The 13,830-nt window shown below is 65.0% G+C and carries 14 protein-coding genes; 8 read left to right on the forward strand and 6 right to left on the reverse strand.

Annotated features, from left to right (window positions below; all coding sequences use genetic code 11):
- The first annotated feature begins 74 nt into the window (after positions 1 to 74).
- The 3 genes from proS (at position 75) to TSA1_RS31435 (ending at position 3,474) form a co-directional block, all read left to right on the forward strand.
- Positions 75 to 1,394, forward strand: coding sequence for a proline--tRNA ligase (proS, locus tag TSA1_RS31425; RefSeq protein WP_100179713.1), 1,320 nt, complete (start codon positions 75 to 77; stop codon positions 1,392 to 1,394).
- Between the two features lie 90 nt (positions 1,395 to 1,484).
- Positions 1,485 to 2,765, forward strand: coding sequence for a lipoprotein-releasing ABC transporter permease subunit (locus TSA1_RS31430; protein ID WP_018642337.1), 1,281 nt, complete (start codon positions 1,485 to 1,487; stop codon positions 2,763 to 2,765).
- 7 nt (positions 2,766 to 2,772) lie between these two features.
- Positions 2,773 to 3,474 (forward strand): ABC transporter ATP-binding protein, encoded by a 702-nt coding sequence (locus TSA1_RS31435; RefSeq protein ID WP_174719152.1) that lies wholly within the window; start codon positions 2,773 to 2,775, stop codon positions 3,472 to 3,474.
- A gap of 95 nt (positions 3,475 to 3,569) precedes the next feature.
- Here the strand turns inward: TSA1_RS31435 and TSA1_RS31440 are convergent, their stop codons facing one another.
- The gene (locus tag TSA1_RS31440; RefSeq protein ID WP_100179715.1) at positions 3,570 to 4,649 is read right to left on the reverse strand and encodes an alcohol dehydrogenase catalytic domain-containing protein; all 1,080 of its coding nucleotides are present in this window, start codon (positions 4,647 to 4,649) and stop codon (positions 3,570 to 3,572) included.
- Positions 4,650 to 4,756: 107 nt separating this feature from the next.
- On the opposite strand from TSA1_RS31440, the gene TSA1_RS31445 reads away from it, so the two are divergent.
- A complete protein-coding gene (locus tag TSA1_RS31445; RefSeq protein ID WP_100179716.1) occupies positions 4,757 to 5,542 on the forward strand; it encodes a helix-turn-helix transcriptional regulator in 786 nt (261 codons plus the stop codon).
- Between the two features lie 30 nt (positions 5,543 to 5,572).
- Here TSA1_RS31445 and TSA1_RS31450 read toward each other — a convergent pair whose 3' ends face one another.
- Positions 5,573 to 6,880, reverse strand: coding sequence for a hypothetical protein (locus TSA1_RS31450; RefSeq protein WP_100179717.1), 1,308 nt, complete (start codon positions 6,878 to 6,880; stop codon positions 5,573 to 5,575).
- 198 nt (positions 6,881 to 7,078) lie between these two features.
- Here TSA1_RS31450 and map point away from each other — a divergent pair, with 198 nt between their 5' ends.
- Entirely contained in the window at positions 7,079 to 7,828 is a 750-nt protein-coding gene (gene map / locus TSA1_RS31455; protein WP_100179718.1) for a type I methionyl aminopeptidase, read from the forward strand.
- 22 nt (positions 7,829 to 7,850) lie between these two features.
- On the opposite strand, the gene pdxR is transcribed toward map, so the two are convergent.
- Positions 7,851 to 9,260 carry a MocR-like pyridoxine biosynthesis transcription factor PdxR gene (pdxR, locus tag TSA1_RS31460; RefSeq protein WP_100179719.1) on the reverse strand — a complete coding sequence of 470 codons (1,410 nt, stop codon included), beginning with the start codon at positions 9,258 to 9,260 and terminating at the stop codon, positions 7,851 to 7,853.
- Positions 9,261 to 9,376: 116 nt separating this feature from the next.
- On the opposite strand from pdxR, the gene TSA1_RS31465 reads away from it, so the two are divergent.
- Together TSA1_RS31465 and TSA1_RS31470 are read left to right on the forward strand one after the other, a co-directional pair.
- Entirely contained in the window at positions 9,377 to 9,838 is a 462-nt protein-coding gene (locus TSA1_RS31465) for a carboxymuconolactone decarboxylase family protein (protein ID WP_100179720.1), read from the forward strand.
- 43 nt (positions 9,839 to 9,881) lie between these two features.
- Positions 9,882 to 10,520 (forward strand): HD domain-containing protein, encoded by a 639-nt coding sequence (locus TSA1_RS31470; protein ID WP_100181441.1) that lies wholly within the window; start codon positions 9,882 to 9,884, stop codon positions 10,518 to 10,520.
- Positions 10,521 to 10,542: 22 nt separating this feature from the next.
- On the opposite strand, the gene TSA1_RS31475 is transcribed toward TSA1_RS31470, so the two are convergent.
- The 3 genes from TSA1_RS31475 to TSA1_RS31485 all read right to left on the reverse strand — a co-directional run bounded on the left by TSA1_RS31475 (position 10,543) and on the right by TSA1_RS31485 (position 12,565).
- On the reverse strand, positions 10,543 to 11,850 hold the full coding sequence (locus TSA1_RS31475; RefSeq protein ID WP_174719153.1) for an MFS transporter: 1,308 nt from the start codon (positions 11,848 to 11,850) through the stop codon (positions 10,543 to 10,545).
- A 132-nt stretch (positions 11,851 to 11,982) separates the two neighbouring features.
- Entirely contained in the window at positions 11,983 to 12,255 is a 273-nt protein-coding gene (locus tag TSA1_RS31480) for a DUF3551 domain-containing protein (protein ID WP_100179722.1), read from the reverse strand.
- A 1-nt stretch (position 12,256) separates the two neighbouring features.
- Complete coding sequence (locus tag TSA1_RS31485) at positions 12,257 to 12,565, reverse strand: DUF3551 domain-containing protein (protein WP_100179723.1); 309 nt, start codon at positions 12,563 to 12,565, stop codon at positions 12,257 to 12,259.
- Positions 12,566 to 12,819: 254 nt separating this feature from the next.
- On the opposite strand from TSA1_RS31485, the gene TSA1_RS31490 reads away from it, so the two are divergent.
- Positions 12,820 to 13,542 carry an outer membrane protein gene (locus tag TSA1_RS31490; RefSeq protein WP_100179724.1) on the forward strand — a complete coding sequence of 241 codons (723 nt, stop codon included), beginning with the start codon at positions 12,820 to 12,822 and terminating at the stop codon, positions 13,540 to 13,542.
- Positions 13,543 to 13,830 lie beyond the last annotated feature (288 nt).

A 13,830-nucleotide genomic window follows, 5' to 3' on the forward strand; every position in this document is an offset into this window, starting at 1 on the left:
CTCATTCCCGGTCTTGTGTTTTTGCTCGCAATCCGGTTTCACTGCAGGCCACCACTGATTCCACGAGTATTGCCATGCGGTTGTCGCGGTTCTTTCTGCCCATCCTGAAGGAAAATCCGAAAGAGGCGGAGATCGTCTCGCATCGGCTGATGCTGCGCGCCGGCATGATCCGGCAGGAGGCGGCTGGCATCTACGCCTGGCTGCCGCTTGGCTTCCGCGTGCTGAAGAAGATCGAGCAGATCGTGCGCGAGGAGCAGGACCGCTCCGGCGCACTGGAGCTCCTGATGCCGACGCTTCAGCTCGCCGACCTCTGGCGCGAGAGCGGCCGCTACGACGCCTACGGCCCGGAGATGCTGCGTATCGCCGACCGCCACAAGCGCGAGCTGCTGTACGGGCCGACCAACGAGGAGATGATCACCGAGATCTTCCGCGCCTATGTGAAGTCCTACAAGAACCTGCCGCTCAATCTCTATCATATTCAATGGAAATTCCGCGACGAGCAGCGTCCGCGTTTCGGCGTGATGCGCGGCCGCGAGTTCCTGATGAAGGACGCCTATTCGTTCGACCTCAACGAGACCGCCGCGCGCGTTGCCTACAACAAGATGTTCGTCGCCTATTTGCGCACCTTCGCGCGGATGGGGCTGAAGGCAATCCCGATGCGCGCCGAGACCGGCCCGATCGGCGGCGATCTCAGCCACGAATTCATTGTGCTGGCCGAGACCGGCGAGTCCGGCGTGTTCATCAATCGCGACGTGCTGGACCTGCCCGTGCCGGGCGAGGACGTGAACTATGAGAGCGACCTGACGCCGATCATCAAGCAGTGGACCTCGCTCTACGCCGCCACCGAGGATGTCCATGATGCCGCGCGCTTTGAGCAGGAAGTGCCCGCCGACAAGCGGGTGAACACCCGCGGCATCGAGGTCGGCCAGATCTTCTATTTCGGCACCAAATATTCCGAGCCGATGAAGGCGATGGTGGCGGGGCCCGACGGCGTCGACGTGCCGATCCATGGCGGTTCCTACGGCGTCGGCGTCTCGCGGCTGTTGGGGGCCATCATCGAGGCCTGCCATGACGATGCCGGCATCAAATGGCCGGAGGCGGTGGCGCCGTTCCGCGTGTCGATCCTCAATCTCAAGCAGGGCGATGCGGCCGTCGATGCGGCCTGTGAGAAGCTCTATGCGGAGCTTACCGCCAAGGGCGTCGACGTGCTTTATGACGATACCGACCAGCGCGCCGGCGCAAAGTTTGCCGCCGCCGACCTGATCGGCATCCCCTGGCAGATCATGATCGGGCCGAAGGGGCTCGCCGATGGCAAGGTCGAGATCAAGCGGCGCAGTGACGGCTCCCGCGAGACCATGTCGCCTGCGGACGCGGTCGCAAGACTTGTGGGCTGATAAGGCCGGTCGGCTGAATATTGTTCATCGCCCGAGATCGCGGCCGCCAATCCGGCCACAATTGACCCCGAATCATGGGATTATCGAGCGATGGATGAAACCATGACAGAAACCGTGCAAACCGCGCCTTTTGCGCCATTCGAGTGGATGCTGTCGGCGCGCTATTTGCGGGCGCGCCGCAAGGAGGGATTCATCTCGGTCATCGCCGGGTTCTCTTTCCTCGGCATCATGCTGGGCGTGGCGACGCTGATCATTGTCATGGCCGTGATGAACGGCTTCCGCAAAGAGCTGCTCGACAAGATCCTAGGGCTGAACGGCCACATCCTGGTGCAGCCGCTGGAATCGCCGCTGACCGACTGGAAGGACGTCGCCGACCGCCTCAGCCAGGTCAAAGGCATCCGGCTGGCCGCACCCGTGGTGGACGGCCAGGCGCTGGCGTCCTCGCCGTGGAACGCCTCGGGCGTGCTGGTGCGCGGCATCCGCTCCGACGACCTCAACAATCTCACCTCGATTGCCAAGAACATCAAGCAGGGCTCGCTCGAGGGGTTTGACGAAGGGCAGGGCGTCGCGATCGGCCGCCGTCTCGCCGACCAGCTGTCGCTGCATGCCGGCGACAGCATCACGCTGGTGGCGCCGAAGGGCGCGGTCACGCCGATGGGCACCACGCCGCGCATCAAGCCGTACAAGATCGTCGCGGTGTTCGAGATCGGCATGTCCGAATATGATCTCGGCTTCGTCTTCATGCCGCTCGCGGAGGCACAGGCCTATTTCAACCGCAGCAACGACGTCACCTCGATCGAGGTGTTCACCACCAATCCCGATCAGATCGTCGCCTTCCGCCAGGCCGTGACCGAAGCTGCGGGCCGGCCGGTGTTCCTGGTGGACTGGCGGCAGCGCAATTCGACCTTCTTCAACGCGCTCCAGGTCGAGCGCAACGTGATGTTCCTGATCCTGACCATGATCGTGCTGGTCGCAGCGCTCAACATCGTCTCCGGCCTGATCATGCTGGTGAAGGACAAGGGCAGCGACATCGCCATCCTGCGCACCATGGGCGCCTCGCAGGGATCGATCATGCGGATATTCCTGATCACGGGCGCCTCGATCGGCGTGGTCGGCACGCTGGTCGGCTTCGTCGTCGGCCTCGTGATCTGCCTCAACATCGAGTCCATCAGGCAGTTCCTGTCCTGGCTGACCTCGACCGAGCTGTTCTCGCCGGAGCTGTACTTCCTGTCGAAGCTGCCCGCCGAGATCGACATCGGCGAGACCACGGCGGTCGTCATCATGGCGCTGACGCTGTCGTTCCTGGCGACGCTGTATCCGTCGTGGCGCGCCGCGCGCCTCGATCCCGTCGAAGCGCTCCGGTACGAGTGAGGGGCTGATGGAGCAGCAGGGGGCTGAGGATGTACCGGTCATTTATCTCCACGAGATAAAGCGACAGTACTTGCAGGGCGAGGTGCCGCTGACGATTTTGGACGGCGCCAAGCTGGCGCTGTGGGCGGGCCAGTCGGTCGCGCTGGTGGCGCCATCGGGCTCCGGCAAGTCGACGCTGCTGCACATTGCGGGCCTGCTCGAGGCGCCCGATTCCGGCGAGGTCTATGTCAACGGCGCGCCGACCTCGCAATTGCCCGATATCGAGCGCACCCAGCTCCGCCGCACCGATATCGGCTTCGTCTACCAGTCGCATCGGCTCTTGCCGGAGTTCTCCGCGCTGGAGAACGTGATGATGCCGCAGATGATCCGCGGCCTGAAGAAATCCGAGAGCGTCAAGCGCGCGAAAGAGATTTTGGGCTATCTCGGCCTCGGCGACCGCATCACCCATCGCCCCGCCGAACTGTCGGGCGGCGAGCAGCAGCGCGTCGCGATCGCGCGCGCGGTGGCCAACGCGCCGCGCGTGCTGTTCGCGGACGAGCCGACCGGCAACCTCGATCCGCACACGGCGGATCACGTGTTCCAGGCACTGATGCAGCTGGTCAAGGCGACCAAGGTGTCGATGCTGATCGCGACCCATAACATGGAGCTCGCCGGCCGCATGGACCGGCGCGTGTCGCTGTCGAACGGCCAGGTGGTCGAGCTCGAATAGCAAAATCGCGAAAACAACCCCATGCACAGTAGCCAAGTGCTTGGACCGACTGACGAAAAAATCGGCGACGACGGGCACGCCGTCGTCTGAATTTCTCAAGGCCTGATCACCGTCAACCTGAACGGCCCGCCATTGGCCGCGGCATGGGCCACGGCCTCGTTAGCATGGTCGAGGCCGAAGGATGTCGTCTCATACTCCTCCAGCCTCAGCAGCCCCGCGCGCACCAGCGCGATCAGCCGGCTCGCGGCATCCGGCGGATACATCCAGACGCCGTGGATGCTGATGCAGTTGCGCATGATCCAGGGGTAGGGCAGCTCAAGGCCCGCGCCGCCGGCCATGCCGACGCCGCCCATCAGTGCGATGCGCCCGTAGGGGCGCACCGTCATGATCGCCGCGCGCACGACGGTCGGGCTGACCGAGGGCGGCATGATGTCGAGCACGCAATCGATCGGCGCGGGTGCCGCGCGCTTCATCGCCTCGCGGTCGTGCTCTTCATCGCCGGTGAGCTTGACCGGCTGCACGCGGGCGCCGAAGCGGCGGACGAGGTCGGCGAGGATGGTCTCGTTGCGGCCCGGGGTGACCAAGCAGGCCGCGCCCATCGCGAGCGCGACCGAGACGGCGGCGCTGCCGAAATTGCCGGTCGCCCCGCTCACCAGCACGGTCTCGCCGGGCTGAAGGTTGGCGGCGAGGAAGCCGCCATAGGGCACCAGCAGCGTGCCCAGCGCGCACCATCGGCTCGCCTCCTCGGGCGTGATCGCGCCGAGCCGCTTCACATTCTCGGTCGGCACGCGCATCTGCTCGGCATAGGAGCCGTGGCGAAAATGCTGCTGCAGGCGCATGCCGCCGGGGCCGGCGGCGGTGAGCCCCTGCAGGGCGATATCGGGCGCCACCACATCATCGCGCGAGCGCACCGTGGGGTCGCAGAACACCCAGTCTCCGACGCTGAGCTTGGTGGCGTCCGGGCCGATCGCGCGCACCCGGCCGATGCCGCCGGGGCCGGGGATAACAGGCAGGTCGAGCGCATAATTGCGTGTCCCGTCGAAAACTTCGTTCATGTAGGAAAGGACGCGCGTGGCGACGATTTCGACGATCACCTCGCCGGTGCCGAGGGTCGGCTCGGGCACGTCCTCGATGGCCAGCTTCGATCCAAATGATTTGAGTACGGCGGCTTTCATGTATTCACCTCAAGGTCGGGTGAGGCCGATATGAGCCGCCTTGGAAGGCGCGGGAAGGCCTGGTATTATCCTAGTATTCCCTGAGCCCTCCATGCGGGAGCGACACCATGGCCGATCCACGCCGCGTCGAATTCGGCGACTTCCTGCGGTCCCGCCGCGAGAAGCTGTCGCCGAAGGCCGTCGGCCTTCCGCCGGGGGCGAGGCGCCGCACCGCGGGGCTGCGCCGCGAGGAGGTCGCCCAGCTCGCCGGCATCGGTGTCGACTGGTACATCCGCCTCGAGCAGGGTCGCACCGTCAGCCCCTCGGTCACCACCGTCGATGCGCTGGCGCGCGCGCTGCGGCTCAGCAAGACCGAGCATGCGCATCTGAAGGCCCTCGCGCGCGATGGGGCGAGGGGCGCGTTCACGCGCGAGATCGTGCCGCCGCCGATCCTGCGGCTGGTCGAGAGCCTGCCGCATCCGGCCTACATCACCGGGCGGCGCTGGGACGTGCTGGCCTGGAACGCGGCGGCCGAGGAGGTCTTCGCATTCGGCCGGCTGCCGGAGGAGGACCGCAACACACTGCTCCTGATGATGACCAACAAGCGCACGCGAAGATCCTACGGGGCGGGCTGGGCTGACGTCGCCAAGCGCATGGTCGCGATGTTTCGCGCCACTCATGACGTCTGGGCCGGCGATCCCGCCTTTGCGGAGCTGCTGACGCGGCTGCGCCAGGGCAGTCCGGAATTCGTCAAATGGTGGGGCGCGCACGAGGTGCACGGCACATTGTCGGGCCGCAAGACCATGACCCATCCCACCAAGGGCGTCCTGCATTTCGAGCACACCAGCTTTCAGGCCAACGACGATCCCGCGCTGAAGCTGGTGATCTACACGCCGGTCGAAGGCGGAGGCTGACGGACGGGGCAGGCTTCAGCTCGCCGCACGCTACGGCGCGGGCGTGGCCGCAGGCGTTGCCCTCACGTCCGGCAGGGCACCACTCGCTGTCCATGGACTATCCGTCCAGGGCGTCGGCTGCAGGGAATTCGCCGGCCAGGATCTTGCCGGGCCTGCTGCGGCCGCCGTGCACGACGTCCCGAGCTGGGTCCACACCGACGTCAGGCCGGTCGTGTCGATGTTGAAGCTCGTGGCGTCAGCCTTTCCCTCCGGCTCCGGCGTGGTCTCCCGGACCTGCAGGGAGTGCGAGGCCAGCACCGCCTTGACCATGTCGGGATCGACGGCGCCGTTCCAGACCTCGTACTTTCCGAACCGCACCGGAGGCCCGCCGGCTTCCTTGCTCAGGTCGGCGCTGGCCGCCATCAGGATCGATTTCTTGCCGGTGGCGGCTGCATCGATCTCGCCCGCGAACACCAGCGGCACGCGCTTCTTGTTTTCGCAATAGAGGCGCCATTCCATGGTCCGGAACGAAGCGTCGCTCTCCTTCCTCACCGCGGCGACCTTGCTAATGAACGGCCGTGATCCCTTCTCAAGCCGCCACATCGTCTCGGCCAGCGGCCGCGTGTCGATGCCGAAGCGGTAGAGCTCGGGCCGCGTCAGCACGTGCAGGTTCTCGAATTTCACGGTGCGGATCAGCGCATCGAGCTCGCGGCTGATCCCCATTGCCGCGATGAACGCGGTCCGGTCGCGGTCGGCGCCGGCGATCCGGCGCCGCCGCGCTTCGGCGACCACCTCCGGAGGTGGATTGCCGCTAAATTTGAGGATCAGCCTGGAGTTATGCACCGCCAGCGCGGCATCTGGGGCGACCTCGCGCGAGGTCGCGCCGAGAAACAGGTAGCCGCAGGCCGAGTTGCACATCGCATGGTAGGTGGTGAGCTCGGCATCGACCTCTCCGGTCGTGTTCTTGATCTTCAGGCAAGCGTCATCCACTTGGGTGCCTGCCGCGCATGCCGTCGCGATCGTCCGCCCCACCCGGGCGATGGCCTTGCGGCTGCGGAGCAACCGCCCGATGTCGTAGGATTGCTCCACGTTCCCGCCGGGCGAATGAAGGTAAATCGGGCGCTGCAAATCCTTGACGCCGGCAAGGAAGCGGCGAATGCGCGGGGCGGCGCCCTGATCGATCTCGCCCTCGATCGCGATCCAGCGGTTGCAGCCCGGCCCGCACGCATCGGGCGCGCCTTTGGCCAGATAGATCGTCAGGCGGGAAGCAAAGCCGGCTTTCGCGGCCGGAGCTTCTTTGGCCCGCAATGCGTCGGGAAGGAATAGGAAGGCCAGGAGAAGCAATATTTGCAAGCGCATGAAGCGATCGACTGGGTGAGGTGAGCAACCTGACCGACGTTATACGACGATCGCCGCCATCACAACTTGGAGTGGCGTGACGGCCCACATATGTTTCGCCGGGACGGCCCTGCGATTGCGGCAGGATTCTCCGGCGCGTTCCGATTTGCAAGCCGTCCTCGCAGGCGCTATGCCCCGGCTTTCGTAGAGAGCCCCGATATGACGATTTCCGACGACAACGACCTGACGCGCCTGAAAGAGATCGGGCGCATCGTCGCCAATGCGCTGGAGGCGATGGGGAAAGCGCTCGAGCCGGGCATGACCACCTCCGAGCTCGACCAGATCGGGCGAAAGCTCCTGGAGGCCGCCGGGGCGCGGTCGGCCCCGGAGCTGGCCTACGATTTTCCCGGCGCGACCTGCATCAGCGTGAACGAGGAGATCGCTCACGGCATCCCCGGCGAGCGGCGGATCGCGCGCGGCGACCTCGTCAACATCGACGTGTCGGCCGAGAAGAACGGCTTCTTCGCGGATACCGGCGCCTCGTTTGCCGTTCCGCCCGCGACGCGCCGGATCGAGCGTCTGTGCCGGGACGGCCGGCGGGCGATGTGGACCGGCCTGCAGCAGGTCGGCGCCGGCAAGCCGATTGCCGGGATCGGCCAGGCCATCGGGACCTTTGCGCGGAAGAACGGCTACAGCCTGGTGCGCAACCTCGCCAGTCACGGCGTCGGCCTGTCGCTCCATGAGGAGCCGACGGAGATCGCAACATGGCCCGATCGCTCCGAGCGCCGCATCATGACCGATGGCCTGGTCTTCACCGTCGAGCCGTTTCTCTCCATGGGCGCCGAGTGGGCGGAGAATGGCGACGATGCGTGGACGCTCTACAGCAGCCCCGAGGCGCCGACCGTCCAGTACGAACACACCGTGATCGCCACGCGCAACGGACCTTTGATCGTGACGTTGGCCGGCTGAGGCGGCCGAGGCCGGGTACGGATCACGTCAAGCGGTCGATGATCCCAAGGAGCCGCTCGCAGGACGCCTCGATCTTCTTGAGCGGAGACGTCGCGATGCCCAGCAACAGTCCTGAGCATGCCGAAGCGGTCGGAGCGTACCAAAGCGATAGCGGCGTCGGTGCCAGTCCGAACGACGCTGCGTCCCGGGCGATAGCGAGATCGGGTGCTCCGTCCGGCAATCGCAGCACCGCGGCCAGACCGGCAATCGCAACCTTCGCAGGGCGCGTGCGGAGCTGTTTCAGCAACGCATCGCCTTGCGCGGTGTAGGCACGTTTCGTGCGCCGCAGATGCCGAAGATAGTGGCCGTCGCGCATGAAGTCGGCCGTGGCTAGCTGCACCGCGGGCCCCGGTGCCGGCGCGAGGCAAGCCGCAGTCTCTGCAAATCGCGATGCAAGAGCCGCCGGTGCAACGACAAAGCCGAGCCGCAAGGCCGGGCTTATGGTCTTGCTGAAGGAGCCGATGTGGATGACGCGGCCGACGCGGTCGAGCGAGGCGAGCGCCGGCGTGGCGCGGCCCTTGAGCTGCAGTTCGCTGAGATAGTCATCCTCGATCACCCATGCCTTGTTCTGGGTCGCCCATTCGAGCAGTCGGGAGCGGCGTGCCAGTGACAGCGTGGATCCGAGCGGCGCCTGTTGCCCCGGCGTCACGACAACCAGCGCGGCGTCTGGCGCATGTTTCATGCCGAAATCGACGTCGATGCCGTCGGCATCGACCGCGATCGGTACGATGGATAATCCCGCGAGTTCGAGACCGTGCCGGGTGAAAGGAAAGCCGGGGTCCTCCATCCAGGCTTTCTTCTTTGGCCCGAGGCAGAGGACACGGAGCGCGAGGCCGAGGCCGCCGGTGAAACCGCTGGTGACGATGATTTGGGACGGCGCGCATTCTATTCCCCGGGCCAGCGCAAGGTAGGCCGCGATCTCACGTCGCAAGTCCAGCTCGCCGCGCGGATCCGGGTAGATCGCGGGTGCGCTCGTTTCGGCGCGAACCGCTCTTACCCGCATTCGCGCCAGCAACTTCGCAGGAAAAGTTTCCTGCGACGGCACGCCCATCTGGAAGATCGCCGGTCCAGCCGTGAGCTCCTGGTACATCTCCATGAACGAGCCGGGGTCGGGGGCCTTGTCAGGCCGCACTGGGGAGGACTGGCGGTCGGCGACATGCGTGCCGGTCGCACGGGCTGCCACGATCATTTGGTCGGATGAGAGCTTCTCATAGGCTGAGCGCACGGTGCCGCGCGCGACGCCGAGCTGAGCCGCGAGATCCTGCCACGAGGGCAGGCGTGCGCCCGGGGCGAGCACACCGCTCTCGATGGCGGCCCTGATCCCTCTATGGATCTGCTCCGCGAGGGGCATCTTCGCGGACCGATCGAGCTCCAGGCGCAGCGGTTTCGTCATGCCTCATGGTACAGAATTTTTGTGCGTTCTTGGTGCTTTTTTGTGAACCATGCGAGGGGCATCTGAGGGAATGAGGAGGGAGCTTTGATCTCCTCCGATCATCAGGGAGTCATCAGATGAGTGAACGTCTCAACTACAGCCACATCGCACCGGCCGGCGCGAAGGCGCTCGGCGGAGTCTACGGCTATGTCACGCAGAGTGGCTTGCCCGGAACGCTGGTCGCGCTCGTTTACCTGCGCATTTCGCAGATCAACAACTGTGCCTATTGCCTCGACATGCATACGCGCGATCTGTTGAAGAGCGGCGTGAAGGTCGAAAAGCTCGCGCTGCTGCAGGCATGGGCCGAGGCCGGCAATCTCTTCGACGAACGCGAGCGCGCAGCCCTTGCATGGGCCGAGACGGTCACCCGTGTTGCCGAGACCAACGTTCCGGATGAAGCCTATCAAGCCGCCCGCAAAGTCTTCAGCGAGCGCGAACTCGTCGATCTCACGATCGCAATCAGTCTGATGAATGCGTACAATCGCATGTCGATCAGCTTCCGAAATACGCCTCACGCGGCGCTCGAGAAGGCCGCCTGATGGCTCACGCGGCATCAACCGAACGCAGACCAGGAGCTTGAAGATGATGAGAGTGATTTCCGGCGTCCGGATCCCGGACAGTCAGTTGGCGCGCGAGGCCGCCGAGCTGGTGCGCAGCTACGAAGACGACATGCTGTTCAACCATTCGGTTCGCGTCTACGTGTTCGGCGCGATGAAGGGGCTGCGTCAGAAGCTGAAGTTCGATTCGGAATTGCTCTATGTCGCAGCGCTGTTTCACGATCTCGGCCTTGTCGATCACTACCACACGCAGACAAAGCGATTTGAGGTCGACGGAGCAGACGCTGCGCGTGAGTTTCTCCGGGCGCGCGGCATCGCCGAGCCGCAGGCCGATCTGGTCTGGGAAGCCATCGCGCTGCACACCACGCCGGGCATTCCGCAATATATGAGGCCGGAGATCGCTCTCACCAACGCAGGCGTTCTGGTGGACGTCGTCGGCATTGGATACGACGATTACACGCCGGAGCAGCGTGACCAGGTGATATCAGCGTTTCCGCGCGGAGACTTCAAGAACGACTTCCTCAAGGTTCAGACGTGTTCAGCCCTGAAGAAGCCGCAGACCACATTCGGGACGGTCAATTTCGACTACATCGAGGATCACGATCCCAGCTTCCGCAAGCCGAACGCGTGCACGCGCATCCGCAACACGCCTTGGCAAAGCTGAGCGGACGCGTCTGCTTCAGGCTCTAGCCCACCGGATTTCTGGCAGGATCTGAGCGGCTATTGTCCGGCGCCAGCGGCGGCGCGTTCGCCAGCGATGCGGTATCGCTGCGCCAAGCGGGCGCGATCGAGGCGGACCGGCTGTCGCGCCAGGCGACGATCCAGATCAGGAATCCGAGAAGCGCCAGCGCGGCGCCGACGGGACCGGTGGAGGTCCAGCCCAGCCCCTCGCGGATCGCGAGGCCCCCGAGGAACGGGCCGAGCGCATTGGCGGTATTGAAGGCCGAATGATTCAGCGCGGCCGCGAGCGCCTGTGCCTCTCCCGCAACGTCCATCAGCCGCGTCTGCAGGATGGCGCCGAGCGAGACGCTGGCGCCGATGGCGAAGATGTCGGCCGCAAGCAGCCAGGGATTGCCGGCGGCAACGGGGAATAGCAGCAGCGCGACCGCGGCAAACAGCAGGATGATGCCTGCCGTCGGCATCAAGGCGCGGTCGGCAAAGCGCGGAACCAACAGATTGCCAAGCGTCGCACCGATGCCGAACACGGCCAGGAAGAACGGGATGACCGCGGTGCTGACCTTGGTAACCTCGATCAAGGTCGTCGCAAGATAGGTGTAGACCGCGAACATGCCGCCGAAGCCGATGGCGCCGATCGCCAGCGTGATCCAGACGCGGCCGCTCCTGAGGGCGCCGAGCTCGCGCAGCGGATCGGACCTGCCGGCCTGGTCACGTGGCGCGAACAGCGCGCAGAGCACGATCGTGAGCAATGCCAGCATCGAGACGAGACCGAAGCTCGCGCGCCAGCCAACCGCCTGTCCGATCAGATTGGCGAGCGGCACGCCGATGATGGTGGCGGAGGTCAAGCCGAGCATCACCTGGCCGACCGCCTGCGAGCGACGATGCTGGGGAACCAGGGAGGCTGCAACCAGAGCAGCGATGCCGAAATAGGCGCCGTGCGGCAGTCCTGAGAGAAAGCGGGCCGCGATCATCGCGCCATAGCCGGGCGCGAGCGCGGTCAGCGCATTACCGAGCGCGAACACGGCCATCAATGCCAGGAGCTGCGTGCGCCGCGCGAACCGCGCGCCGAGCACGGCGATCAGCGGCGCGCCCAGCACGACGCCGAGCGCGTAGGCGCTGATCGCGTGGCCCGCGGTCGGCTCGTCGATGCCGAGATCGGCGGCGAAGAACGGCAACAGGCTCATCGATGCGAATTCGGTGGTTCCGATCGCAAAGCCGCCCATCGCGAGCGAGAACAGGACGATGGCGAGGTGAGGGGGCGCGGAGGCTGAAGTCGATCTTGCGCGGCGCGAGGTCGCTTGGGGCGAAGTCGTCATGAGTCCTGCATTGGTGGCGTCAACGGGAACCAGCCCAGCGAACGTCGCCACCCCTGCAAGCTTTGTCCGTCGTACTTAAACCGGGATCAGTCCGCGTCAACACCCCGGCACCGGCGAAGAGCCGACTGCATATCAGCGTCCCGCATGTACGAGCCCCCGGCCCGCCGGCCTCGAACGGCGAGCGGGTTTCTTCGGTGGAAAATACGGGTTCACCATGCAACTCGCCGAACGTCCGACGGCGAGATATCGGCACTGCTCGAGCGAGCCGTAACGGCAGTCGAAATAGCCGACGGGGCCGTAGATCTGCATGCACACGGGATAGCTCGGGTCATAGGTCTGCGCGCGTGCAGAGCCGCCCGCGAGGAGCAGGCCGGCCACGACGAGTGCGCGGCGGGCGCTGCGCATCTCAGCGCGGCAGGTAGTAGCCCGGCGCCAGTGTGCGCGGACGATTTTGATATGCGTAGGGATCGTCGCTCTGCCCGACGAAATAGGGATTGGCGATGCAGGTGAGTGCGCGCCCCGACGCGCTCGCCTGGCACTGCGCGTAGGTGTCGAACCTGCAATTGCTCAGCCCCGGCCATTCATCGCCAGTGAGGCAGAAGGGATGATTCTTGCCGAATGCGCGCGCTGGCGTGCTTGCAATTGACGAGAGTGCAAATGTGATGAATGCGAGCGAAAGTGTGGCGACAATGGGGTGAGTGACGCGGCCGCGCATTTTTCAATTCTCCATCACGCGAATGTGCGCGCGACGTTGTTACGCGCGCATGCAATTTATCTCGTGTCGCCGACATTGGAACTACAGAAAACACTTGTTTCAAAGGGCTTCTAGCACGCTCTGATAAATCTTCATTAATGAAGCGCGGGCCTTTCGAGCGAACTGTTGCGTCGTGGTTACAGCAATTCCGTCGATCGCTGTTATGACCACTGCACGGCCAGGGGGCCTAACGACGAAACTGGAACGGGACTCAAATGAAGAAGAATTTGTTGCTTGCTGCTGTGAGCCTCGTCGCGCTCAGCGCGACTGCGCCGGCGCTGGCTGCCGACCTCGCAGCACGGCCCTACACCAAGGCGCCCGCGATGGTTGCCGCGATCTATGACTGGAGCGGCTTCTACATCGGTATCAACGGCGGCGGCGGTTCGTCGCACTCGACCTGGGATCTCGTCGGCGGCGGCCGCGAGGGTTCGCACGATGCGACCGGCGGCACGGTCGGTGGCCAGATCGGCTATCGCTGGCAGTCCGGCCAGTGGGTGTTCGGCGTGGAAGGTCAGGGCAACTGGGCCGACTTCTCGGGCGACAACGTCAGCGCACTGTTTGCCACCCGCAACCGTTCGAAGATCGACTCGTTCGGTCTGATCACCGGTCAGGTCGGCTACGCCTGGAACAACGTCCTGCTCTACGTCAAGGGCGGTGCGGCTGTGGTCGGCGTCAAGTACGACGTGTTCAGCACGGCCTCGGGCGCGCTGCTGTCCTCGAACGACCAGACCCGTTGGGGCGGCACGGTCGGTGCCGGCCTCGAATATGGCTTTGCGCCGAACTGGTCGGTTGGCGTCGAGTACAACCACATCTTCCTGTCGGACAAGGACGTCACCTTCGCGGGCCTCGCGGGTACGGACCGCATCAAGCAGGACGTCGACATGGGTCTCGTCCGCCTGAACTACAAGTTCGGCGGCCCGATCCTCGGCCGCTACTGAGACGGATCGCTCGCCTTTCGAGCGTCCTGGAAAAGCCCCGGCCTTGGCCGGGGCTTTTTTATTGGGTGATTTCAGCGAGTTAACCATTGTCCTTGGAGGCGCCAGGCTGCCCTTGACTCCTGAGAACGAAATGAGAACAATGTTCTTCATACGTTCCAACAAGGGAGCAAGCCATGTTCAGGGTTTTCGTGGAAGAGGCCGCCGCGCTGGCGTCGATCACGCTGTTCGTCGGGATGATCGCGATCTGGGCTCAGGTCATACCGCAGCTCTGATTCCTGCCAGCCGGTA

It is taken from the genome of Bradyrhizobium nitroreducens, from assembly GCF_002776695.1.
GTDB classification, from domain to species: Bacteria; Pseudomonadota; Alphaproteobacteria; order Rhizobiales; family Xanthobacteraceae; genus Bradyrhizobium; species Bradyrhizobium nitroreducens.

What these genes read in the sequence shown, in the direction of transcription:
- proS (WP_100179713.1), top strand. Translation starts at nt 75, where the DNA reads ATGCGGTTGTCGCGGTTCTTTCTGCCCATCCTGAAGGAAAATCCGAAA.
- TSA1_RS31430 (WP_018642337.1), top strand. Translation starts at nt 1,485, where the DNA reads ATGGATGAAACCATGACAGAAACCGTGCAAACCGCGCCTTTTGCGCCA.
- TSA1_RS31435 (WP_174719152.1), top strand. Translation starts at nt 2,773, where the DNA reads ATGGAGCAGCAGGGGGCTGAGGATGTACCGGTCATTTATCTCCACGAG.
- TSA1_RS31440 (WP_100179715.1), bottom strand. Translation starts at nt 4,649, where the DNA reads ATGAAAGCCGCCGTACTCAAATCATTTGGATCGAAGCTGGCCATCGAG.
- TSA1_RS31445 (WP_100179716.1), top strand. Translation starts at nt 4,757, where the DNA reads ATGGCCGATCCACGCCGCGTCGAATTCGGCGACTTCCTGCGGTCCCGC.
- TSA1_RS31450 (WP_100179717.1), bottom strand. Translation starts at nt 6,880, where the DNA reads ATGCGCTTGCAAATATTGCTTCTCCTGGCCTTCCTATTCCTTCCCGAC.
- map (WP_100179718.1), top strand. Translation starts at nt 7,079, where the DNA reads ATGACGATTTCCGACGACAACGACCTGACGCGCCTGAAAGAGATCGGG.
- pdxR (WP_100179719.1), bottom strand. Translation starts at nt 9,260, where the DNA reads ATGACGAAACCGCTGCGCCTGGAGCTCGATCGGTCCGCGAAGATGCCC.
- TSA1_RS31465 (WP_100179720.1), top strand. Translation starts at nt 9,377, where the DNA reads ATGAGTGAACGTCTCAACTACAGCCACATCGCACCGGCCGGCGCGAAG.
- TSA1_RS31470 (WP_100181441.1), top strand. Translation starts at nt 9,882, where the DNA reads ATGATGAGAGTGATTTCCGGCGTCCGGATCCCGGACAGTCAGTTGGCG.
- TSA1_RS31475 (WP_174719153.1), bottom strand. Translation starts at nt 11,850, where the DNA reads ATGACGACTTCGCCCCAAGCGACCTCGCGCCGCGCAAGATCGACTTCA.
- TSA1_RS31480 (WP_100179722.1), bottom strand. Translation starts at nt 12,255, where the DNA reads ATGCGCAGCGCCCGCCGCGCACTCGTCGTGGCCGGCCTGCTCCTCGCG.
- TSA1_RS31485 (WP_100179723.1), bottom strand. Translation starts at nt 12,565, where the DNA reads ATGCGCGGCCGCGTCACTCACCCCATTGTCGCCACACTTTCGCTCGCA.
- TSA1_RS31490 (WP_100179724.1), top strand. Translation starts at nt 12,820, where the DNA reads ATGAAGAAGAATTTGTTGCTTGCTGCTGTGAGCCTCGTCGCGCTCAGC.